Annotated in this window: 20 protein-coding genes and 1 tRNA gene; 12 read left to right on the top strand and 9 right to left on the bottom strand. The window is 74.0% G+C overall.

The features are described 5' to 3' along the window. Positions 1–59: 59 nt before the first annotated feature. The 4 genes from OVA14_RS00880 to OVA14_RS00865 all read right to left on the bottom strand — a co-directional run bounded on the left by OVA14_RS00880 (position 60) and on the right by OVA14_RS00865 (position 3,968). Positions 60–797 (bottom strand): hypothetical protein, encoded by a 738-nt coding sequence (locus tag OVA14_RS00880; RefSeq protein ID WP_267504453.1) that lies wholly within the window; start codon positions 795–797, stop codon positions 60–62. Then, positions 794–1,327 (bottom strand): sigma-70 family RNA polymerase sigma factor, encoded by a 534-nt coding sequence (locus OVA14_RS00875; protein WP_267504452.1) that lies wholly within the window; start codon positions 1,325–1,327, stop codon positions 794–796. The genes OVA14_RS00880 and OVA14_RS00875 overlap by 4 nt, the downstream gene beginning before the upstream one ends. A 51-nt stretch (positions 1,328–1,378) precedes the next feature. Then, on the bottom strand, positions 1,379–2,011 hold the full coding sequence (locus OVA14_RS00870; RefSeq protein WP_267504451.1) for an FMN-binding negative transcriptional regulator: 633 nt from the start codon (positions 2,009–2,011) through the stop codon (positions 1,379–1,381). Between the two features lie 85 nt (positions 2,012–2,096). Further along, positions 2,097–3,968 (bottom strand): phosphoenolpyruvate carboxykinase (GTP), encoded by a 1,872-nt coding sequence (locus tag OVA14_RS00865; protein WP_267504450.1) that lies wholly within the window; start codon positions 3,966–3,968, stop codon positions 2,097–2,099. A gap of 258 nt (positions 3,969–4,226) precedes the next feature. Between OVA14_RS00865 and OVA14_RS00860 the strand changes: the two genes are divergently transcribed. The 3 genes from OVA14_RS00860 (at position 4,227) to OVA14_RS00850 (ending at position 7,729) form a co-directional block, all read left to right on the top strand. Continuing rightward, positions 4,227–5,657, top strand: coding sequence for a helix-turn-helix domain-containing protein (locus OVA14_RS00860; protein ID WP_267504449.1), 1,431 nt, complete (start codon positions 4,227–4,229; stop codon positions 5,655–5,657). Between the two features lie 312 nt (positions 5,658–5,969). Beyond that, complete coding sequence (locus OVA14_RS00855) at positions 5,970–6,407, top strand: phosphotyrosine protein phosphatase (RefSeq protein ID WP_267504448.1); 438 nt, start codon at positions 5,970–5,972, stop codon at positions 6,405–6,407. Between the two features lie 56 nt (positions 6,408–6,463). Then, positions 6,464–7,729 (top strand): acyltransferase family protein, encoded by a 1,266-nt coding sequence (locus OVA14_RS00850; protein WP_267504447.1) that lies wholly within the window; start codon positions 6,464–6,466, stop codon positions 7,727–7,729. Between the two features lie 10 nt (positions 7,730–7,739). Here the strand turns inward: OVA14_RS00850 and OVA14_RS00845 are convergent, their stop codons facing one another. The 4 genes from OVA14_RS00845 to OVA14_RS00830 all read right to left on the bottom strand — a co-directional run bounded on the left by OVA14_RS00845 (position 7,740) and on the right by OVA14_RS00830 (position 11,356). Continuing rightward, a complete protein-coding gene (locus tag OVA14_RS00845; RefSeq protein WP_267504446.1) occupies positions 7,740–9,932 on the bottom strand; it encodes a heavy metal translocating P-type ATPase in 2,193 nt (730 codons plus the stop codon). Positions 9,933–10,058: 126 nt separating this feature from the next. Beyond that, the gene (locus OVA14_RS00840; protein ID WP_267504445.1) at positions 10,059–10,388 is read right to left on the bottom strand and encodes a heavy-metal-associated domain-containing protein; all 330 of its coding nucleotides are present in this window, start codon (positions 10,386–10,388) and stop codon (positions 10,059–10,061) included. Between the two features lie 36 nt (positions 10,389–10,424). Next, a complete protein-coding gene (locus OVA14_RS00835) occupies positions 10,425–10,721 on the bottom strand; it encodes a metal-sensitive transcriptional regulator (protein ID WP_267504444.1) in 297 nt (98 codons plus the stop codon). 41 nt (positions 10,722–10,762) lie between these two features. After that, a complete protein-coding gene (locus tag OVA14_RS00830) occupies positions 10,763–11,356 on the bottom strand; it encodes a TetR/AcrR family transcriptional regulator (protein WP_267504443.1) in 594 nt (197 codons plus the stop codon). Positions 11,357–11,455: 99 nt separating this feature from the next. Between OVA14_RS00830 and OVA14_RS00825 the strand changes: the two genes are divergently transcribed. Further along, positions 11,456–11,528: transfer RNA gene (locus tag OVA14_RS00825), tRNA-Arg, on the top strand. Between the two features lie 243 nt (positions 11,529–11,771). On the opposite strand, the gene OVA14_RS00820 is transcribed toward OVA14_RS00825, so the two are convergent. Then, positions 11,772–12,392 (bottom strand): TetR family transcriptional regulator, encoded by a 621-nt coding sequence (locus OVA14_RS00820; protein WP_267504442.1) that lies wholly within the window; start codon positions 12,390–12,392, stop codon positions 11,772–11,774. A 480-nt stretch (positions 12,393–12,872) separates the two neighbouring features. Here OVA14_RS00820 and OVA14_RS00815 point away from each other — a divergent pair, with 480 nt between their 5' ends. From OVA14_RS00815 to OVA14_RS00780, 8 genes are all read left to right on the top strand, one after another. After that, entirely contained in the window at positions 12,873–14,531 is a 1,659-nt protein-coding gene (locus OVA14_RS00815; RefSeq protein WP_267504441.1) for a GspE/PulE family protein, read from the top strand. Further along, positions 14,528–15,769, top strand: coding sequence for a type IV pilus twitching motility protein PilT (locus OVA14_RS00810; RefSeq protein ID WP_324288027.1), 1,242 nt, complete (start codon positions 14,528–14,530; stop codon positions 15,767–15,769). The genes OVA14_RS00815 and OVA14_RS00810 overlap by 4 nt, the downstream gene beginning before the upstream one ends. After that, entirely contained in the window at positions 15,766–16,995 is a 1,230-nt protein-coding gene (locus OVA14_RS00805; protein WP_324288026.1) for a type II secretion system F family protein, read from the top strand. Before OVA14_RS00810 ends, OVA14_RS00805 begins: the two co-directional genes overlap by 4 nt. A gap of 72 nt (positions 16,996–17,067) precedes the next feature. After that, positions 17,068–17,490, top strand: coding sequence for a type II secretion system protein (locus OVA14_RS13415; RefSeq protein ID WP_324288025.1), 423 nt, complete (start codon positions 17,068–17,070; stop codon positions 17,488–17,490). Positions 17,491–17,576: 86 nt separating this feature from the next. Then, positions 17,577–18,887 carry a prepilin-type N-terminal cleavage/methylation domain-containing protein gene (locus OVA14_RS00795; protein WP_267504440.1) on the top strand — a complete coding sequence of 437 codons (1,311 nt, stop codon included), beginning with the start codon at positions 17,577–17,579 and terminating at the stop codon, positions 18,885–18,887. Beyond that, positions 18,884–19,540, top strand: coding sequence for a PulJ/GspJ family protein (locus OVA14_RS00790; protein WP_267504439.1), 657 nt, complete (start codon positions 18,884–18,886; stop codon positions 19,538–19,540). Before OVA14_RS00795 ends, OVA14_RS00790 begins: the two co-directional genes overlap by 4 nt. Continuing rightward, on the top strand, positions 19,540–21,240 hold the full coding sequence (locus tag OVA14_RS00785; RefSeq protein ID WP_267504438.1) for a hypothetical protein: 1,701 nt from the start codon (positions 19,540–19,542) through the stop codon (positions 21,238–21,240). Before OVA14_RS00790 ends, OVA14_RS00785 begins: the two co-directional genes overlap by 1 nt. Continuing rightward, positions 21,237–22,064 (top strand): prepilin peptidase, encoded by an 828-nt coding sequence (locus tag OVA14_RS00780; RefSeq protein ID WP_267504437.1) that lies wholly within the window; start codon positions 21,237–21,239, stop codon positions 22,062–22,064. Before OVA14_RS00785 ends, OVA14_RS00780 begins: the two co-directional genes overlap by 4 nt. Position 22,065: the final 1 nt, after the last annotated feature.

Raw genomic sequence — 22,065 nt, 5'->3', positions numbered from 1 at the left:
CGGCGAACGCCGCCGCGCCGCCGCGCCGCTCCTGGCGGCGGCGGCCCGAGCTCCGCCGATCAGGGAGCCCAGGGCTCGCCGACGCCGACGACGGGCCGCCCGTCCGCCTCGCCGACGACGAGCGGCGCGGGCGCGGTCGGCGCGTCGAGCCCGCATCCGACGCCCTCGGCCGTGTCGACGGGCACGTCGTCGAGCACGATCGTGCCGCCCCCGGAGCCCGTGCTGGCCGAGCGCTCCTCCGCACCGGTCGCGAGCTGGGCGGCGTCCGGCGCGGCGACGATGCGGAGCGGCCCGCCGTCCGCGGCGACCTGCGCGATGCCGACCCCCTCGATCCGGAGGTCGCCGCCCGCGGGCGGGAACTCGAGCTCGATCGACGCGACCCCGTCGGCCGGGTCGTCGAGGAACCGCGCCTGGATCCCGGTGTCGGCGCGGAGCGCCGGCGCGGCACAGGGCGCCGCCACGGCGCCGTCGCCGATGCCGCCCTGCTCGGTCGCGCCCGCGTCCTCGCCGCCCGTCGCGGGCTCCTGCTCGGCGCCGGGCGCCACCTCGGGCGCCGCGCCGCCCTCCTGCATCGTCGCGGCGTCCATCGAGCCCGGGGCGAACGACGGCGCCACGAAGGGTGCGACGACGAGCACGCCCGCGACGGTCGCCGCGGCCGAGAGCGCCGCGACCTTCGGGCGCCGTCGCCGTCGGGCGCCCGCGATCGCCGCATCGGGGTCGAGGCCGCCGCCGGGGCCGCCGGAGCCCGGCAGCGCGCGCAGCCGGCGGCGCAGCTCATCGTCGTGCGGATCGCTCATCGCCCGTCCTCCCCGTGCTCGAGCCGCTCGCCGCGGAGGCGCTCGCGATCCAGGATGCCGCGCAGCTTGCCCAGCGCGTCCGAGAGGTAGCGCTTCACCGCGCCCTGCGAGATGCCGAGCTCCGCCGCGATCTGCTCGACGGTGCGGTCCTCGTCGTAGCGCAGCACGATGCACGCGCGCTCGCGCGGGGCGAGGCCCTCGAGGCGCGCGGCCATGTCGAGCCGCTCGCCCGCGAGCGTCGAGCCCGAGTCGAGGCGCTCGGGCGTCACCACGAGCGGCGAGATCCGGCGCCAGCGCTGCCGGCGCCGCGCGGTGTCGAGGAACCGGTTGGCGATCGCGCGCCGCACGTAGGCCTCGGCCTGGTCGACGGCGAAGCCGTTCCGCAGGCGGCCGAACGTCGCCGCCAGGGCGTCCTGCACCATGTCGCGCGCCTCCTCCTCGTTCCCCGTCAGGAGCGTCGCGTAGCGCACGAGCGCCTCGCCGCGCTCGGCCACGAGCTCGGCCACGACCAGCTCCCACCGGGCGCTCACGCGATGCTCCTCCTGCTCCCTAGGACGAACGGGCGCACGGGAGGGTTGGGGTCAGCTCGCGGCGCGCATGCGCGCGGCGAGTCGCGGGTTGCCGGTCTCGAGGTGCGCGATGACGGAGGCGCGGGTCGCCGCGCCCTTGTTCTGGCTCATCTTGGCCTTCGCGTCGAACGAGGTCACGTGGAGGCGCAGCCCGACGGTGCCCATCGCGAGGCCGCGGGTGTCGTCGTCCGAGAGGTCGAGCTCGACGCCGCCCGGCCCCTCGAAGTGCGCGACGAGCCGCCGCAGCACCGCGAGGTTCTCCTCGTGCTCGAGCACCTCGACGGCGCAGCGCATGGTCGCCATCTCGAAGTTCCACGTGGGCACCTGGCCGGCGTCGTCGCCGAGGTACCAGGAGGGCGAGACGTAGCCGTGCTCGCCCTGGCAGATCGCCAGCAGCGTGCGGCCGCCGAAGGGGGCCTCGGGATCGGGGGCGGGCGCGAGCAGGCCGTGGAGGCGCGCGTCGGCGCGCCCGAGGTGCGTGACGAGGACGATGCCCTCGGCGTCCGCCTCGTCGTCGAGCAGCACGGGGCTCGGGGAGGCGACGGGCCCGTCGGCGGGGTGCGAGACGAGCGTCATCCACGGCGCGCGGGCGATGAGCGCGCGCACGGCGGGCTCGTCGATGCGGTACTGCGGGTTCGGCTGCACGCTCCGAGCATCCCACCCCTGCCGCTCGCGACCGAGCCCCGCCGCGCCGGAGGGCGGGCGGGGCTCGGTGCGCGGCGGCCGCGCGTCAGGCCGCGACGGCGCTCAGCTGCTCGAGGCGCCAGCGCACGTGGTTCAGCTGGCGCACGAGGCCCGTGGGCAGCGCCCGACCGAACTGGCCGAAGAAGGCCTCGATGTCGACGAGCTCGCCGAGCCACGCCTTCGGGTCGATCTCGAACAGCTCGTCGACGACGCGCGGGTCGAGCTCGAGCCCCTCGAGGTCGATCGCGCCGTCGGCGGGCAGCACGCCGATCGCGGTGTCGACGCCGGCCGCGGTGCCGGCGACGCGGCCCGCGATCCACTCGAGCACGCGCGCGTTCTCGCCGAAGCCGGGCCACAGGAAGCCGCCCTCGTCGTCGCGGCGGAACCAGTTGACCGAGAAGATCTTCGGCGCGCCGCGGCCGAGCCGGTGGCCCATGTCGACCCAGTGCTCGAAGTAGTCGCCCATGTTGTAGCCGCAGAAGGGCAGCATCGCGAAGGGGTCGCGACGGATCTCGCCCACCGGGCCCTCGGCGGCGGCGGTCTGCTGGCTCGAGATCGTCGCGCCGACGTAGACGCCGTGCTCCCAGTCGCGCGCCTGGAGCACGAGCGGCACCTGCGTGGGCCGGCGGCCGCCGAAGACGATCGCGTCGATCGGCACGCCCTCCGGCGCCTCCCAGTCGGGGGCGATCGAGGGGCACTGCTCGGCGCGCACGGTGAAGCGCGCGTTGGGGTGCGCGGCCGGGCCGCGAGCCGGGTCGTGCGGGCGGCCCTGCCAGTCGGTGAGGCCCTCTGGCGCCTCCTTCGACATGCCCTCCCACCACACGTCGCCGTCCGCGGTCATCGCGACGTTCGTGAAGATCGTGTCCTTGTCGAGCATCGCCATGGCGGTCGGGTTCGACGACTCGCTCGTGCCGGGCGCGACGCCGAAGAAGCCGTGCTCGGGGTTGATGGCCCACAGGCGCCCGTCGGGGCCGGGGCGCATCCAGACGATGTCGTCGCCGAGCGTCTCCACGCTCCAGCCGGGGATCGTCGGCTGCAGCATCGCGAGGTTCGTCTTGCCGCACGCGCTCGGGAAGGCGCCCGCGAGGTGGATGCGGCGGCCGTCCTCGTGCGTCATGCGCAGCAGCAGCATGTGCTCGGCGAGCCAGCCCTCGTCGCGCGCCTGCACCGAGGCGATGCGGAGCGCGAAGCACTTCTTCGCGAGCAGCGCGTTGCCGCCGTAGGCCGAGCCGAACGACCAGATCTCGCGCGTCTCGGGGAAGTGCGAGATGTAGCGCGTGGGGTTGCAGGGCCAGGCGACGTCGGCCTCGCCCTCGGCGAGCGGCGCGCCCACCGAGTGCACCGCGGGCACCCAGTCGCTCGTGCCGCGCATCGCCTCGAGCGCGGCGGTGCCGACGCGCGTCATGACGTGCATGGAGGCGACGACGTAGGGGGAGTCGGTGATCTCGATGCCGTTCTTCGAGATGGGGCCGCCCACGGGGCCCATCGAGAACGGGATGACGTACATCGTGCGGCCGCGCATCGCGCCGTCGAAGAGGCCGCCGAGCACGTGGCGCATCGCCTCGGGCGCGCGCCAGTTGTTCGTGGGGCCCGCGTCGTCGGCGTCCTCGGCGCAGATGAAGGTGCGGTCCTCCATGCGGGCGACGTCGTCGGGGTTCGAGCGCGCGAGGTAGCTGCCGGGACGCTTCGGCACGGGCACGATCGTGCCGGCGTCGAGCATCGTGGCGACGATCGCGTTCCACTCGGCGTCGGTGCCGTCGCACCACTGGATGCGCGCGGGCTCGGTGAGGTCGGCGACCGACTGCACCCAGGCGACGATGGCGGGGTCGGCGGACTCCGGCGCGCCGACCGCGCGGCGCGCCGCGGGGGAGGGCGCGGCCTTCGCGGCGCGGGTGGGGGCGGCGGGGAGGATCGTCATGCCTCCACTCTGCTCGCGCGGCGGCGCGCTGCGATGCCTCCGAGCGAGGAAGGATGCGCGCTTCCTTCGCTCCTGCAAAGTCGAGCGACGCGGTCGTCGTCCGATCGCGGGACGCGTGCTCGTTCCGGTGCGGCGCGTGCGCGCGGGCCGGGCACGCTCCGCCGCTCGCGGCCCGTCCGTCGCCCCCGCGCCCTCGTGCGCGCCAGTCATCCCTCGCGCGTGGTGCGAGGATCGCGCGATCTTTCGTATGATGGGCGCATGGTCGACGCCGCCGTCCTCGGACACCGCATCCGGCACTTCCGCACCGCCGCCGAGCTCACGCTCGACGCGCTCGGCGAGCGCATCGGCCTCGCGGGCAGCCAGCTCTCGCTCATCGAGAACGGCCGCCGCGAGCCCAAGCTCAGCCACCTGCAGGCCATCGCCGAGGTGCTCGGCGTCGCCACCTCGCAGCTGCTCGACCCCGAGCCGCCCAGCGAGCGCTCCCGGCTCGAGCTCGACCTGCAGCGGCTGCAGGAGGGTGCGAGCTACCGGCGCCTCGGCCTCCCCGCCGTGCGGCCGAGCCGCTCGATGGGCGACGACGTGCTCGGCGCCCTCGTCGGCCTCCACCGCGAGCTCGACCGCCGCAGCCGCGAGGCGATCGCGACGCCCGAGCAGGCGCGGCGCGACGCCACGGCCCTGCGGCACGAGATGCGCGAGCGGGCGAACGCGATCGACGAGCTCGACGAGCTCGCCGAGCAGCAGCTCGCCGCGGTCGGCTACGAGGGCGGCAGCCTCACCCACAACACCGTGAGCGAGATGGCGGCGCGGCTCGGCTTCGAGCTCGTGTACGTCACCGACATGCCGCACTCGGCGCGCTCGGTCACCGACCTCGAGAACGGACGGATCTACCTGCCGCCCGCATCGATCCCCGGCGGGCACGGACTGCGCTCGATGGCGCTGCAGGCCATCGCGCACCGCCTGCTGCAGCACCGCGAGCCGCGCGCCTACCGCGAGTTCCTGCAGCAGCGGCTCGAGATCAACTACTTCGCCGCGGCCGCGCTCATGCCGAAGAGCCGCGCGGTGGAGTACCTGCGCCGTGCCAAGCGCGACCGCAACCTCGCGGTCGAGGACTTCCGCGACGCCTTCGGCGTCACCCACGAGACGGCCGCGATGCGGTTCACGAACCTCGCGACCGACCTCGACCTGCAGGTGCACTTCCTGCGCGTGGGGGAGGACGGCACGCTCATCCGGGTCTACGAGAACGACGGCCTGCCCGTGCCGGTCGACGCCTCCGGGCACGCCGAGGGCCAGATCGTGTGCCGCCGCTTCGCGGCCCGCACGGCCTTCGAGCGCACCTCGCGCACGACGGAGTTCTACCAGTACACCGACACCCCCGGCGGCACGTTCTGGTGCTCGACGCAGACGGGCTCCGGCACCGACGGCGAGTTCTCGATCTCGTTCGGCGTGCGCTTCGACGACGCGAAGTGGTTCCGCGGCGCGCAGACCGCGTTCCGCGAGCGCTCCACGTGCCCCGACGTGCGCTGCTGCGCGAGCCCGGAGGCCGGCCTCGTCGAGCGCTGGCGGCAGCACTCCTGGGCCTCGGCGCGCATGCACCAGCACACGCTCGCGCCGCTGCCCTCCGGCACCTACCCCGGCGTCGACGACGGCGAGCTCTACGCCTTCCTCGAGCGCCACGCGCCGGCGCTATGAGCGCCGCGGCCACGGCGCGACGCCGCATCCCGAGCGCCGCGGCCACGGCGCGACGCCGCATCCCGCGCCGCGCCGCCGCGCCGTAGCCTGGGCACGACGCCGCGCGCGGCGGGGAGGGGCGCAGCATGAACCGCGAGGAGCACCGGTCGGTCGACGCCCTCCTGCGCGCCGGCGCGCGGGAGGCTCGCGGCCGCGCACCCCGGGCTCGACGCCGCGCGCGTCGAGCGGATCGTCTTCGAGTCGCACGACGCGCTCGAGCGGGCCGCGGAGCCCGGGCGCACGGCGCGGGCGCTCGCGCTCGCCGCGGACCGCGTGGAGGCGATCCAGGCCGTCGCGGAGCCGCGCCCCGCGGGCTCGCCCGTGCGCGTGCTCGTCGAGTCGATCCGCAACGACGGCATCTCGCTCATGGCCGCCGCCTACCTCAACGCCCTCTCGGGCGGCAGGGTCGAGGCGCGATCCGGGGCGCTGAACCCCGCGGCCGAGCCGCTGCGCACCGTCGTCGACGTCATGGCCGAGGATGGCGTGCCGATCGATGCCGCGTACCCGAAGCCCGCGACCGAGGACGTCGCGGCCGCCGCCGACGTCGTCGTCACGATGCTCGTGCGCCACCCCTTCCCGCGCGCGCGCGGGCAGCGGCTGGAGGCGTGGGACTTCGACGACCCCGCGGGCCTCGGCACCGACGAGGTGCGGCGCATCCGCGACCGCGTGCGGCGACGAGCCGCCGAGTTCCTCGCGCAGCTCGACCGCTGACGCGGGCCGTGCGCGGCGGGCCCACGGCGGCGCCCGCAAGGGGCTACTGTCCTCGCATGACGACCGGCGCCGACGCCAGGCTCGCCCAGCGCGACCTCACCCTCGACCTCGCCCGCGTCTCGTGCGTGCTGCTCGTCGTGGTCATCCACCTGCTCTTCGTCGGCGTGGGCCACGGCCCCGATGGCCAGCTGCTCATCGAGCGCACGGTCGAGGCGCAGCCGTGGTTCGCTGCGGCGACGTGGCTCGGCGACGTCATGCCGCTCTTCTTCGTGGTGGGCGGCTTCGCGGCGATGGCCGGCTGGCGCAGCCTCGAGCGGCGCGGCGGCGATGCGGATGCGTTCGTGCGCCTGCGCCTCGTGCGGCTCGCCCGCCCGGCCCTGCCGCTCCTGGCCTTCCTGGCGCTCGCGCTCGTCGGCGCGGCGCTCCTGGGCGTCGACCCGCTGCTCGTCGACACCGTGGCGATCGGCATCGGCTCGCCGCTGTGGTTCCTCGCGGCGTACGTGCTCGCGCAGGCGCTCGCGCCGGCGATGATCCGCCTCCACGAGCGCGCGCCCCTGCGCACCCTCGCGCTCCTCGCGCTCGCGGCGTGCCTCGTCGACGCCGCGCGGCTCGGCACGGGCATCCCGCAGCTCGGCATGGTCAACGTCGTCGTGGTGTGGGTCGCGGTGCAGCAGCTGGGCTTCTGGATGCACGACGGCTGGTTCCGCCAGCGCTCGCCCTGGGCGCTCGCGGGCATCGTGCTGGCCGGCTATGCGCTGCTGCTGGTGCTCGTGCCGTTCGCGGGCTACTCGCCCAGCATGCTCTCGAACCAGTACCCGCCCACCGTGCCCATGCTCGTGCTCGGGGCGATCCAGGCCGCGGCGCTCACGCTCCTGCACCGGCCGCTCGCCGCGCTCATGGAGACGCGCCCGGCCCGCGCCGTGGTGTGGCTCGCGGGCAGCCGCCTCATGACGATCTACCTCTGGCACCTGCCGATCATCATGGTGCTCACGGGCCTCCAGCTGCTGCTGCCGCTGCCCCTGCCGGAGCCCGGCTCCAGCGTGTGGTGGGCCACGCGCATCCCGATGCTGCTCGCGGTGCTCGGCGTCGTCTGGCTGCTCTCGCTGTGGCTCGTGCGCTACGAGCGCAGCCCGAGCCACCTCGCCGACCCCGTGCACCCTGGGCGGGCGGCGACGGTCGCGGCGGTGCTGCTGTTCGCGATCGCGCCCTTCCTCATCATGGAGCTCGGCCTCGACGCGCTGCTCGCGGGGATCGGCGTCGTCGGCACGACCGCCGCGATCTGGCTCGTGCGCGGGGGCCGGGCCCGGCTCGTCGCGCCGTAGCCCGCGCGCCTCACGCGGTGGGGCGGAAGCCGCGCAGCGTGAGCGAGTGGAGCACGACGAACACGCTCGAGAGCGCCATGGCGATGCCCGCGATGAGCGGGTTGAGCAGGCCCGCGATCGCGAGCGGGAGCGCGGCGACGTTGTAGGCGAACGCCCAGAAGAGGTTGCCGCGGATCGTGCGGAGCGTGCGTCGCGAGAGCGCGACGGCGTCGGCCGCGCCCGCGAGGTCGCCGTGCACGAGCGTGATGTCGGCCGCCTGCTGCGCGGCGTCGGTGCCGGTGCCCATCGCGAGCCCGAGGTCGGCGGCGGCGAGGGCCGCCGCGTCGTTGACGCCGTCGCCCGCCATCGCGACGCGCACGCCGTCGGCCTGCTCGGCGCGCACCGCGTCGACCTTGCCGGCGGGGGAGACGCCCGCGACGACGCGCTCGATGCCCACCTCGGCGGCCACGGCGCGCGCTGCGCGCTCGTGGTCGCCCGTGAGCATGACGACGTCGACGCCGAGCCCCCGCAGCCGCTCGACGGCGGCGCGGCTCGTGGGCTTCACGGTGTCGCGCACGGCGACGACCGCGCGCATCCGGCCGTCCCACGCGATGGCGAGCGCGGTGGCGCCGCGCGCCTCCGCGGCCTCGAACGCCGCCGCGAGGTCGTCGGGCATCGCGACGCCCCAGTCGGCGGCGAGCCAGTCGGGCTTGCCCACCTGCACGGCGCGGCCCTCGACGACGCCCGTGACGCCCGCGCCGGCCGCGGCGCGCACGCCCTCGGCGGTCGGGGCCTCGGCGACTGCGGCGGCGATCGCTCGCGCGATCGGGTGCTCGCTCGCGCGCTCGACGGCCGCGGCGACGCGCAGCGCCTCGTCGGCGTCCTCGCCCGCGCCGGCCGCGACCTCCTCGACCGCCATGCGGCCCTCGGTGACGGTGCCCGTCTTGTCGACGAGGATGCGGCGGATGCCGCGGCTCGACTCCAGCACGCGGGCGTCGCGGATGAGGATGCCGAGCTCGGCGCCGCGCGTCGTGCCGGCGAGGAGGGCCGTGGGGGTCGCGAGGCCGAGCGCGCACGGGCAGGCGATGATGAGGGTCGCGACGGCCGCGGTGAAGGCGGCGGCGGCGTCGCCCGTCACGACGAGCCAACCCACGAGCGCGAGCGCCGAGAGCACGAGCACGGCCGGCACGAACCACTGCGAGACGCGGTCGGCGACGCGCTGCACGTCGGCCTTGCCCTCCTGGGCTCGCGTCAGCAGCGTCGCGATGCGCTGGAGCTCGGTGTCGGCGCCCACGCGCGTCGCCTCCACCACGAGCACGCCGTGCCCGTTGATGGTGGCGCCCACGACCTCGCTGCCGGGGACGACCTCCACGGGCATCGACTCGCCCGTGAGGAGCGACGCGTCGATCGCGGACGCGCCCTCGACGACGACGCCGTCGGCGGCGACCTTCTCGCCCGGCACGACGCGGAAGCGGTCGCCCGCCTGCAGCTCGCCGACGGGGATGCGCTCCTCGCGGCCGTCGCGCAGCACCGTCGCCTCCTTGGCGCCGAGGCGCGCGAGGGCGCGCAGCGCCTGCTGGCCCTGGCGCTTCGCGCGCGACTCGATCCAGCGGCCCGCGAGCAGGAAGACGGTGACGATCGCGGCGACCTCGAGGTAGAGCTCGTCGCCGTGGCCGCCGAACCAGTGCAGCTCCATGCGCATGCCGATGCGGCCCGCGTCGCCCAGCACGAGCGCCCACAGCGACCAGAGGGTCGCGGCGGCGACGCCGAGCGAGACGAGCGTGTCCATCGTGGCTGCGCCGTGACGGAGGTTGACGGCGGCGGCGCGGTGGAACGGCCAGGCGCCCCAGGTGGCGACGACGAGCGCGAGCGGCAGGATCGCCCACTGCCAGCCGTCGAACTGCAGCGCGGGCACCATCGAGAGCACGCCGACGGGGAGCGCCAGGATCGCCGAGACGACGAGACGGGTGCGCAGCGGGGTGCCGGTCTCGTCGCGCTCGACCTCCGGCTGGGGGAGCGCGGCGCGGTAGCCGGCCTCCGAGACGGTGCGGATGGCGTCGTCGACGCTCGTGCCCTCCGGCAGCGAGACGTGGGCGACCTCGGTGGCGTAGTTGACGCTCGCCGCGACGCCGGGCATGCGGCCCAGCCTGCGCTCGATGCGGGAGGCGCAGGACGCGCAGGTCATGCCCTCGATCTCGAGGTCGACGGTGCGGGGCTCGCTCATGGCATCCAGCATACCCCTGGGGGGTATGCCTGTCGAGCGTGCCCGCGGCGTCCGCGGAGCGCGCGGCGCACGACGAGGGCGCCGCACCTCGCGGTGCGACGCCCTCGGGATGGGGATCGTGCGGGCTCAGGCCTCGACGAGCGAGTAGCCGGCCTCCGAGACCGCCGCGCGCACGTCGTCGAGGCGCAGCGGCGCGTCGGAGGCGACGGTGACGGTGGAGCGGCCGCCCGCGACGAGCTGCACCTCGACGCCCGCGACGCCCGCGAGGCCCGAGAGCTCCTCGGTGACCGACGAGACGCAGTGGCCGCAGGTCATGCCTTCGACCTCGAACGACTGGGTGGCGGCCGCGGGGGCGGCGTCGGCGGGAGTCGTGGAGCAGCAGCCGCCGCCGCAGCAGCCGCCCGCCTGCTGGTCGACGTCGGCCGGGGTGCTGATGATCTCGATGGGCTGCTGCACGGTGGTGCCTTCCTCTGCCTGTGGCTGTCTGCTGGATCAGGAGCGCACGAGCCGCGCGATCGCGGCGCTCGCCTCGGCGAGCTTCTCCTGCGCGACGGGGCCGCCCTGCTCGGCCGCCTCGGCGACGCAGTGCGCGAGGTGGTCCTCGAGCAGCTGCAGCGCCACGGTCTCGAGCGCCTTCGTGGCGGCGGAGACCTGGGTGAGGATGTCGATGCAGTAGACGTCCTCGTCGACCATGCGGGCGACGCCGCGCACCTGCCCCTCGGCGCGGCGCAGCCGCTTGAGGAGCGCCTCCTTGTCCGAGGCGTAGCCGTGCGTCGCGTGCGTGTCCATGGTCACGCCATCATACCCCCGAGGGGTATCGGTGTCGAGGCTCAGGCGGCGTCGGCGGTGCGGTGCGCCTCGGAGGCCCAGGAGCGCCAGATCGCCTGCAGCTGCGCCTCGAAGAGCGAGGCGGCGTCGCCCTCGGCGATCATGCCGACGAGCTCGAGCGAGATGGAGCCGTGGAGGCCGGCGAAGATCGTGCGCGTCGCGACCTCGGGGTCGCCCTCGAGCACGCCGGCGGCGACAGCCTCGCGGACGGCCTCGAGGAGCGGCGCGGTCGTCGCGGCACGGGCCTCCTCGATCGCGGCCGAGCCGCTCGCGCCGCCGAAGACGACCTGGAACATCGTGCGGTGCTCGAGCGCCCAGCCGCGGCAGGCGCGGGCGAGCGCGAGCACGCGGACGCCGGGCGCGTCCTCATCCACCGCGTGCTGCGCGTCGACGAACGACGCGGCGGCGCGGAGCGTGATGGCCTCGACGAGCTCGCCGCGCGAGCCGAAGAGCGAGTAGACGGCGGAGGTCGACGTGCCGACGGCGGCGACGAGGGGGCGCAGCGAGAAGTCGGCGCCCTCGACGGCGAGCAGGTCGGTCGCGGCGTCGAGCAGCCGCTGGCGCAGCTGCTCGTCGTGGAGTCGTGGGCGTCCCATGCAGGTAAGCGTACGCTGTCCGTGTTCGGCGTGCCGCGGAGGCGCGGTCCGGCGTGCCGTCGCGCGGTGCTAGATTGGCGGAGCTGCCTCGGCGGCCCGGCCCCCATAGCTCAGGGGATAGAGCGTCTGCCTCCGGAGCAGAAGGCCGTAGGTTCGAATCCTACTGGGGGCACCGACACGCCTGTCGAAGGCGCTTTCGCGCCTTCGACGTCTGTGCCCCGCCGGCGCCGTCTCGGCGCCGAGCACGGAAGATCTCATGGCCAGCGCTTTCGCGCTGGCCATTTCCGTGCCACGTCGGCGCCCTCTCGGCGCCGAGCACAGACACGCCTGTCGAAGGCGCTTTCGCGCTGGCCGTCTCCGTGCCCCGTCGGCGCCGTCCTGGCGTCGATCACGGGAACGCGTCTCGCAGCCGCGCTCAGGCGTCGCCGCCGAGGCCGCCCTCGACCTCGTCGAAGCCGCGCTCGACGAGCGCCGCGAGCTCGGCGCCGTCGCCGCCCTGCTGCACCCAGATGCGGATGGCCGTCTTCAGCACGGCCGCGCCTGCGCCGGCGACGAGCCGGGGGAGCGTGTCGGTGTCGGGGTCGGCGCCGAGCCTCGCCGCGACCGCGACGCGGAGGGCGTCCTCGAGCGCGTCGTACTGCGCCATCCGGTGGGGCAGGAGCGCGGGGAAGCGGTCGATGAGCTCCTCCTTGGCGCGGAGGGTCGCGAGGTGCTCGGCGTCCCACTCGCGCACCCGCGCGGCGAGCGCCTCGCGGATCGCGACGAGCGGTGCCTCGCCGGGCTCGAGCACGAGCGCGGCGGCAATGGGCTCGGGGTCGTCGGCGCCCGAGGCCACGATCGCCGCCTCCTTGGAGGGGAAGTAGTTCGAGACCGTGCGCGGGGAGACGAAGGCCTGCTCGGCGATCGTGTCGATCGTGACGCCGTCGAGGCCGCGCTCGACCGCGAGCGCGAACGCGGCGTCCGCGATCGTGCGCCGCGTCAGCTGCTTCTTGCGCTCGCGGAGGCCCGGAGTGGGGCGTGCGTCCTGGTCAGGCATGGCGCCTCACTGTACCTGCGCGATGCCGTGGCCGACCCTGAGGTGCGCGCAAGGTGATCGCCGGCTTGCTCAATGCGCGCTCAGGCATCGCCCCTCCTGTCTCGTGCGCCGTCGCCTCGACCGGCCGCACGGGCGGCCCACCGCCGCGGACCTGGATTCCGCGGGATCCCGGCGCATCCGAGATGTGTAACAACGTTACCAGAATCGCCGATGTATGGAAGAGGCGAAGTGCAGATGCGGCGTTCTGCCGCTTCAGCGAACCTTGCGCTGACAGATTGTTGCGTGCCGCGCAAGCACCGTGCCACCATCCTTGCGTCGGGATCAGCGATCCGGACAGCGGCGGAGGAACCCAGCACCCGAGCCGCGCAGCAGCACCGTCCAGCACCGGACCTGTCACGAAGGATCCCGCACCATGTACGCATCCCTGCGTGCGGCAGCGCCCACCGGCGCCCGCACCCCGCTCGAGAGGGCCGGCTCGCCATGGCGACGCTGACGTACCTCCTCGCGCGGCGCGGGGAGCTGACGACGACGCGGCGCGACCAGCTCGTGGCTGCCGGCTACGACGACGAGACCGCGCTGCGGCTCCTCATCGAGGACGGCACGATCACGAGCGCGCAGGCCGCCTCGGCTCGCGCCGCCCGTGCGGGCGTGCCCTTCGTGGTCGTCGCCGACCTCGCGGTCGACCAGAGCGCGGTCGCGATGGTGCCGAGCGCCACGGCGCGCCGCCACACGCTGCTGCCGGTCGCACGGGAGAACGGGCGCCTCGTCGTCGCCATGGTCGATCCCTCCGACGTGCTCGCGATCGACGACGTGCGCCAGAGCGCCGGCGTCGCGGTGCTGCCCGTGGGCGCCGAGGAGTCGGACCTCCTCGCGGCCATCGACCGCTTCCACCGCGTCGACAGCGAGCTCAACGACATCACCGCGACGCTCCAGGAGGAGGAGGCCGCGGTCGAGATCGGCTTCGACCTCCCCGACGCGGGCGACGACGACGCGCCCATCGTGCGCTTCGTCAACCTGCTCGTGAGCCAGGCCGTGCAGGACCGCGCGAGCGACATCCACATCGAGCCGGGGGAGCGCGGCGTGCGCGTGCGCTTCCGCGTCGACGGCGTGCTGCAGGAGATGCCGAGCGCGCCCAAGCACATGCAGCAGGGCATCATCTCGCGCCTCAAGATCATGAGCGACATCGACATCGCCGAGCGCCGCCGCCCGCAGGACGGCCGCATGTCGGTCATGCACGGCGACCGCAAGGTCGACCTCCGCGTCGCGACGCTGCCGACGGTGTGGGGCGAGAAGGTCGTCATGCGCATCCTCGACACGGGCGGGCAGTCGCTGCACCTCTCGGACCTCGGCCTCCTGCCGCACAACCTCGAGACGTACCAGACCTCGTTCCGCAAGCCCTACGGCATGATCCTCGTCACCGGCCCCACGGGCTCCGGCAAGTCGACGACCCTCTACACGACCCTCAACGAGGTCGCGCGCACCGAGGTCAACGTCATCACGGTCGAGGACCCGGTGGAGTACCGGATGCCGGGCGTCAACCAGGTGCAGGTGCACAACAAGGCGGGCCTGACCTTCGCCGCGGCGCTGCGCTCGATCCTCCGCTCCGACCCCGACGTCGTGCTCGTGGGCGAGATCCGCGACCACGAGACGGCGCAGATCGCCATCGAGGCGGCCCTCACCGGCCACCTCGTGCTCTCGACCCTCCACACGAACGACGCGCCGAGCGCCATCACGCGCCTCACCGAGATGGGCATCGAGCCCTTCCTCGTCGGCTCGGCGCTCGACGCCGTCGTCGCCCAGCGCCTCGCCCGCCGGCTGTGCCTGCGCTGCAAGGAGCCGGACCCGCGCAGCGCCGAGCACTTCCAGGCCATGGGCTTCGACGCCTCGGGCGAGCTGGACGTGCACCGCGCCGTCGGCTGCACCCACTGCGGCGGCACCGGCTACCGCGGCCGCGTGGCGATCCACGAGGTCATGACCGTGACCGAGGAGATCGAGCGGCTCACCGTCGCCCGCGCCTCGGCCTCCGAGATCGCGAAGGTCGCGATGGCGCAGGGCATGCGCACGCTCCGCCAGGACGCGTGGGCGAAGGCCCGCCTGGGCCTCACGACCGTCGAGGAAGTGCAGCGGGTGATCGTATGACCGAGCTCCTCCAGCCCCAGACCCGTGCGAGCCTGCGCCGCGAGGCGCAGGCGGCGTCGGCCCCTGCGGCGCCCGCCGAGGCGGCCGGGCCCGTCTCGCGCGGCGACGAGCGCGACCTGCTCGTGGCCCTGCAATGGGTCGTGCAGACCGGCGGCTCCGACCTCCACATCACCGCCGAGTCGGCACCGACGATGCGCCTCGACGGCCAGCTCGTGCAGCTCGAGGAGTTCGGCGTCTGGTCGGCCGAGCGCGTCTCGGCAGCGATCGAGGCGCTCATGAGCCCCGAGCAGCGCGAGACCTTCGAGCGGCACCTCGAGCTCGACTTCGCCTACGCGCTCTCGGACCAGGCCCGCTTCCGCGTCAACGTCTACCAGCAGCGCTCCGCGCGCGGCGCGGCCTTCCGCCTCATCCCCACGCGCATCCGCACGATCGAGGAGCTCGACCTGCCGGCGAGCATCTCGCGCTTCGCGACCCTGCCGCGCGGCCTCGTGCTCGTCACGGGCCCCACGGGCTCGGGCAAGTCGACGACGCTGGCCGCCCTCATCGACCTCGTCAACCGCACGCGCGCCGAGCACATCGTGACGGTCGAGGACCCGATCGAGTTCATGCACCAGCACAAGCGGGCGATCGTCAACCAGCGCGAGGTCGGCCACGACACCCACAGCTTCGCCGCGGCCCTCAAGCACGTGCTGCGCCAGGACCCCGACGTGATCCTCGTCGGAGAGATGCGCGACCTCGAGACGATCTCGGTCGCGCTCACCGCCGCCGAGACGGGCCACCTCGTCTTCGCGACCCTGCACACGCAGTCCGCCGCGCAGACCATCGACCGCATCATCGACGTCTACCCGCCGCACCAGCAGAGCCAGGTGCGCGCGCAGCTCGCGGCCACCCTGCAGGGCGTCGTCTGCCAGACGCTCGTGCCGAAGGCCGGCGGCCGCGGCCGCGTCGCGGCGAGCGAGATCATGGTCGCCACCTCGGCCATCTCGAACCTCATCCGCGAGGGCCAGACGCACCAGATCGGCAGCGCCCTGCAGTCGGGCGCCTCGCACGGCATGCGCACGATGGACCAGCACCTCGCCGAGCTCGTGAACCGCGACATCATCACGAAGGACGCGGCGATGGAGAAGGCGCAGGACGTCGACGAGATGCTCGGCATGGTCGTCGCCGCCGGCCCCTCCGCGGGCATCGCCTCCGGCCTCGACTTCGGCGACGCCTTCTCGAGGGGAGCGCGATCGTGACCACCGCGAAGACCTGGCAGTACTCGGGCCGCGACGGCGCGGGCAAGCTCGTCAAGGGCAAGCTCGACGCCCCCTCGCAGGCCGCGGTGCTCACCCGCATGCGCGAGATGGGGCTCTCGCCCGTCGGCGTCGCCGAGAGCGGCGGCGGCACGGGGCTCAACCGCGAGATCGAGCTCTCGTTCCTCAAGAAGCGGCCGAAGCTCGAGGACCTCTCGGTCATGGCGCGCCAGCTGGCCACCATGGTCGGCGCCGGCCTCTCGCTCCTGCGGGCGCTGCGCATCCTCGCCGAGCAGACCGAGCACCCCACGCTCCGCCGCGTGCTCGACGAGGTGCGGCTCGAGATCGAGCAGGGCGGCAGCCTCTCGGGCTCCTTCGGCCGGCACTCCGACGTCTTCCCGCCGCTCATGATCCACCTGATCGGCGCGGGCGAGACCGGCGGCTTCCTCGACGAGGCGCTCGTGGCCGTCGCCACGACCTTCGAGAAGGAGGTCAAGCTGCGCAACACCGTGAAGTCGGCGATGGCCTACCCGATGGTCGTCGTGGGCATGGCGCTCGTGGCGGTCGTCGCGATGATCTGGTTCATCGTGCCGATCTTCGAGGGCATGTTCGCCGACCTCGGCGGCGAGCTGCCGCTGCCGACGCAGATCCTCGTCTCGATCTCGGGCAACATGATCTGGCTCGGGCCGCTCCTCATCGTCGGCACGCTCGTGCTCTCGATCTGGTGGAGCCGCAACAAGAACGCGCCCGAGGTGCGCGCGGTGCTCGACCCGCTGCTGCTGAGGCTGCCCGTGTTCGGCCCGCTCGTGCGCAAGATCGCCCTCGCGCGCTTCACCCGCAACTTCGCGTCGCTCCTCGGCGCGGGCGTGCCGATCGTGCTCGCCCTCACCGTCGTCGGCGAGGTCTCCGGCAACGCCGTCATCCGCGAGGCCTCGCAGCGCGTCGCCGACGCCGTGCGGGAGGGCCGGCCCGTGGCCGACCAGCTCGCGAAGGAGACCGTGTTCCCCTCCATGGTCGTGCAGATGATCGCCGTCGGCGAGGACGCCGGCTCCATGGAGACCATGCTCGGCAAGATCGCCGACGCGTACGACGACGAGGTCGAGGCCACCACCTCGCAGATGACCTCGATCATCGAGCCGCTGCTCATCGCGGGCGTCGGCGTCCTCATCGGCGGCATGATCGTCGCCCTCTACATGCCCGTCTTCTCCATCTTCGAGCAGATCAACTGACGCGCCCGCGCCAGCTGCTCGTCGTCCCCTGACCGACCACCACCCCTCACCACCACCAGAAAAGGAACAGCCATGCAGAACCTCCTCACGGCGCTCGGCGACCGTCGCACGCGCCTGGCCGAGAACGGCCAGAAGGGCTTCACCCTCGTCGAGCTCCTCGTCGTCGTCATCATCATCGGCATCCTCGCCGGCATCGCGATCCCGGTCTTCCTCAACCAGCGCACGAGCGCCTGGGAGGCCGAGGCCGAGTCCGACGCCCGCAACGCGGCGCTCGCTGCCGAGACTTACGCCACGGGCAACAGCGGCAAGTACTCCGGTCTGACTGCTGCGCTCCTCGAGGGCGAGGGCTACGAGCCGTCGCGCACTACCGCGAACTACACGACGGTCACGCCTAGCGCAGATGGCAACAACTTCGTCATCGTGATCGACCACCCGGACCTGACGCCGAATGTCACCTACGACAGCGCTCAGGGCGGCCTTCTCGACACGCCCTAGGGCGCACCGGCGTGGCCGCGGGACCCGTCCCGCGGCCACGCCACCACCCTCCGCACCACCCCACGACCCAGGAGAGGAACGGGACCATGCGCAGCATCCGAGCACGCTTCCCGGTCGCCGCAGGCGACCGCGGGATGACGCTCGTCGAGGTCATGGTCGCCATGTTCGTCTTCGCCATCATCGCCACGGCGGTGCTCGCGAGCCTCGTGCAGGTGCTCGCCACCAACCGGGAGTCGCGCGCGCAGCACGTCGCCGCGAGCCTCGCGGCCTCCGAGATCGAGCTCGCGCACGACACCGCCGACCTCTTCACCCTCCTCGACGCCACGCGCACCGTCACGGTCGGCGGCGTCCCCTACACGATCGCCCGCACGACCGCCTGGGTGAGCGCCTCCGGCGCGGCGGCGGCCTGCGGCGCCGGCGGCGGCAGCCTGCGCTACAAGCGCGTGCACGTCACCGTCACGTGGCCCAACATGCCCGAGTCCGCGCTGCCCGTGCGCGCCGACACCGTCGTCAACCCCGCCGAGCACATCAACGACCCCGCCAAGGGGACCGTGCTCGTCTCGATCATCGACTCCGTCGGTGTGGGCGTGCCCTCCGCCACGGTCTCGCTCACCGCGACCTCCGGCGGCGCGACGATCGCGCCGGTCTCCACCGACTCGCAGGGCTGCGCATACTTCCTGCAGGTGCCGCCGGGCATCTACGACGTCTCGGTCGCCAAGCTCGGCCACACCGGCATCCTCGAGGCCACGCCGCGCCAGCGCGACGTGAGCGTGCAGGCGAGCTCCTCCACGAGCGTCTCGCTGCAGTACGACCTCGCCACCACGCTCCGGCTCACCTTCGCCCCCGGCACCTCGGCGCCGCGCCTGCCCACGGGCATGCCGCTCTCGCTCGTGACCACCTACGGCGTGCGCTCCTCGACCCTGCCCTCCACCACCCGCACGCAGGACGTCACCGCCCACCCGCGCGTCAACTACCGCGTGCTCGCGGGCAGCGTGCTGCAGGCGAACGGCCAGGAGTGCGCCGCCGTCGACCCCACCGCCTGGCCCGCCGGCCTCGTGGGCCTCGAGCAGCTCGCCGAGGGCGCCGCCACCGACGTCGCGGGCGACCCCGGCCGCGTCGCGACGGCCGACGTGCGCATGGGCCTCATCACCATCCCCACGAGCGTCACGAACCTCCGCGCCACCTCGGTGCCCGGACGGCTCGGCGACCCCACCTGCAGCGGCCACCCCGTGCTCAGCTACGGCTCTGTCACCGCGGGCACCGTGATCGCCGTGCCGTACGGCACGTGGACGCTCTCGGGCACGGGCCTCGGCGTCCTGCTCGCGACCCCCGCCTCTCGCGGCCAGGTGCTGCTGCCCGGCACCATCACGCTCGACCCGAGGGAGGTCGCGCCGTGAGCCGCCTGGCGCCCGCGGACCGCGAGCGCGGCCTCACGCTCGTCGAGCTGCTCGTGGCCATCTCGCTGCTCGCGATCGCCATGACCCTCGTCACCGCCCTCGTCGTCTCGGTCTCTCGCACCTTCACGCGCGAGGAGGCCCAGCACGAGAGCAGCACGGCCGCCGCGCTCGGCATGCAGCAGCTCTCGCGCGTCGTCCGGGCCGCCGCCGAGCTCGACACCGCGACGGGCGAGCGCGCGCCCGCCTTCGCCGCCGCGTCGCCCACCGCGCTCTCGATCAGCGCCTACCTCGACGTGCAGCGCGTCGAGGACGGCCCCGTCCGGGTCGACCTCACGCTCGACCCCACCGCGGGGACCATCACGGAGCAGCGCTTCGCGAGCTACCGCGCGAGCGGCCTCTGGCAGTTCCGCACCACGCCGTTCCGCACGCGCGTGGTGCTGCGCGACGTCATCGACGCCGCGGTCTTCACGTACCGGCGGGCGAACGGCACGTCGCTCCCCGCGCGCGCCCTCACCGCGGCCGAGCGGCGCGAGATCGCCGCGGTGCGGGTCTCCTACGCGGTGCAGGCCGACGACACCGGCCGCGTCGCGCCCTCCCGGCTCGAGGCCACGGTGTCGCTGCCCAACATCGAGCTCACGAGGACGGCCCCCTGATGCGCGCGCTGCTGCACACCCCCGTCGAGGAGCGCGAGCGCGGCGCCGCGCTCGTGCTCGTCATCGGCCTCGGCGCGCTCGTCATGGCGCTCGTCGCGACGCTCGTCGTCGTCGCCGTCAACGGCGCGCGCTACGCCCGCGACGACGCCGACTGGAACGGCGCGCTCGCCGCCGCCTACGCCGGCATCGAGGAGTACCAGAGCCGCCTCGCCGAGGATCCGGCCTACTACATCTGGGGCAACCCCGCCGCGCCCTTCAGTCAGGGCAGCGCCCTCGCCGCCGCGCCCGACAACCCCGCCTTCGGCATCGGCGGCACCTGGGCGACGGTGCCGGGCAGCGAGGCGCGCGCGGACGGGCCCCGCACCGCGAGCTACCGCTACGAGCTCGACTCGCGCGCCTTCGACTCCGATCAGCTCCTGCGGCTGCGGGCCACGGGCCGCGTCGGGCAGGAGACGCGCAGCGTCATCGTCGACCTGCGCCAGGCCGGCTTCGCGCACTACCTCTACTTCACCGACCTCGAGATCGCAGACCCCGCCCTCTCGAGCTCGACGAACCGCGCCGAGTGCTACCGCTACGGGTGGTCGAGCCCCGTGCGCCCTGCGGACTGCGGGCGCATCACCTTCGACAACGGCGACACCGTCAACGGCATGGTGCACTCCAACGACGTCATCTGGGCGTGCTCGGCGACCTTCAAGGGGCGCGTGAGCACCGCGTGGAACCCGACCGGAAGCACGGCCCGCTACCGCTGCGGCTCGGGCGCGACCCCCGCCTTCCAGGTGCCGGACGCCCAGCGCGGCAACTCGCCGTTCTACCAGCCTGTGCTGCCGATGCCGGAGACGAACACCGAGATCCGCGCCGCCGCGCTCCAGACCGGCTGCATCTACTCCGGTCCCACGAGCATCGAGCTGCGGGCGGACGGACGCATGCTCGTGAAGTCGCCCCTCACCAGGCAGACCCGGCCCGGACAGGCCGTCTCGGCGCCCTCCTCGTGCGGCACCCCGGCGCAGCTCGCGTCGTCCTCCGGCGCGCTCGTGAACGTGCCCGCCGAGGGCGCCGTCTACGTGCAGAACGTGCCCTCGAACGCCGCCGACCCGAACTACCGCGTGCGGCCCGCGAACTGCGCCAGCGGCAACGCGCTCGGCTACCCGCGCACGAACGAGCAGGCGCCGCCCGCGATCAACCGCGTGGCGCCCTACGACTGCCACAGCGGCGACCTCTTCGTCTCGGGCACCCTCGACGGCGAGGTGACGCTCGCCTCCGAGAACTTCATCTACATCGTCGGCAACGTGGTGATGGAGAGCCGCGACGACGACATGCTCGGGCTCATCGGCAACAGCATGGTCTACGTCTGGAACCCGTCGATGGGCAGCTCGTGCACCTCGCGGGGCTGCCTGAGCTACTCGCCGCGCTCGCCGGCGTACACGATCGAGGCGGCGATCCTCTCGCTCCGCAGCTTCGCGGTGCAGAACACCGACGTCAGCGGCACCCGCAACAGCAGCCTCACCGTCTACGGCTCGATCTCGCAGGCGTTCCGCGGTGTCGTGTCGTTCAACAGCGGCTACCGCAAGGACTACAACTACGACCCGCGCATGCGCACGCAGTCGCCGCCGCACTTCCTCTCGCCGACCACCATCGCCTACGGCGTCTCCACGTGGATCGAGACCCCCGCAGCCTTCAGCGCCGACGGAGCGGTGCGATGACCGCCCCGCTCATCGCCCTTGCGGGCGGCTTCGGGCTCCTCATCGGCTCGTTCCTCAACGTCGTCATCTTCCGGGTGCCGGCGGGCCGCTCGATCGTCTCGCCGCCGAGCGCGTGCGGGTCGTGCGGGGCGCGCGTGCGGCCCTTCGACAACATCCCGGTGCTCAGCTGGCTGCTGCTGCGCGGCCGCTGCCGCGACTGCGCCGCGCCCATCTCGGTGCGGTACCCCTTCGTCGAGCTGCTCACGGGGGTCGTGTTCGCCGCGGTCGTCGTGCGGTTCGCGCCGTGGGAGGCGCTCTTCGCGCCCACGGGCGAGCTCGTGGCCGCGCTCGCCGAGACCCTCGCCTTCCTCGTACTCGCGGCCATCGGCGTCGCGCTCGCGTGGATCGACCTCGACACGCAGCGTCTCCCCGACGCGATCGTGCTGCCCGCCTACCCGGCGATCGCCGGGCTGCTGGCCGTCGCGGCGGCGACGGGCGGCGACTGGGGCGCCCTGCTGCGGGCGCTCGCGGGCGGCGCGATCCTCCTCGTCGCCTACTTCCTCATCGCCTTCGCCTACCCGGCGGGCATGGGCCTCGGCGACGTGAAGCTCGCCGGGGTGCTCGGCATCGCCCTCGGGTGGCTCGGCTGGGGCGAGCTCGCGGTGGGCGGCTTCGGCGCCTTCCTCCTCGGCGGGGCCTTCGCCGCCGTGCTCGCCGCGATGCGCCGCGTCGGGCGCGGCAGCGGCATCCCGTTCGGACCCTGGATGCTCGCCGGCACCGCCCTCGCGGTCTTCGCAGGCGACCCCATCTGGCAGGCGTACCTGCGACTCGTAGGACTGGAGTAGG

It is taken from the genome of Agrococcus sp. SL85 (assembly GCF_026625845.1).
Classification (GTDB): Bacteria; Actinomycetota; Actinomycetes; order Actinomycetales; family Microbacteriaceae; genus Agrococcus.
Note: the sequence above shows the minus strand (reverse complement) of the source record. Positions and strands in the feature narration are given on the sequence as shown.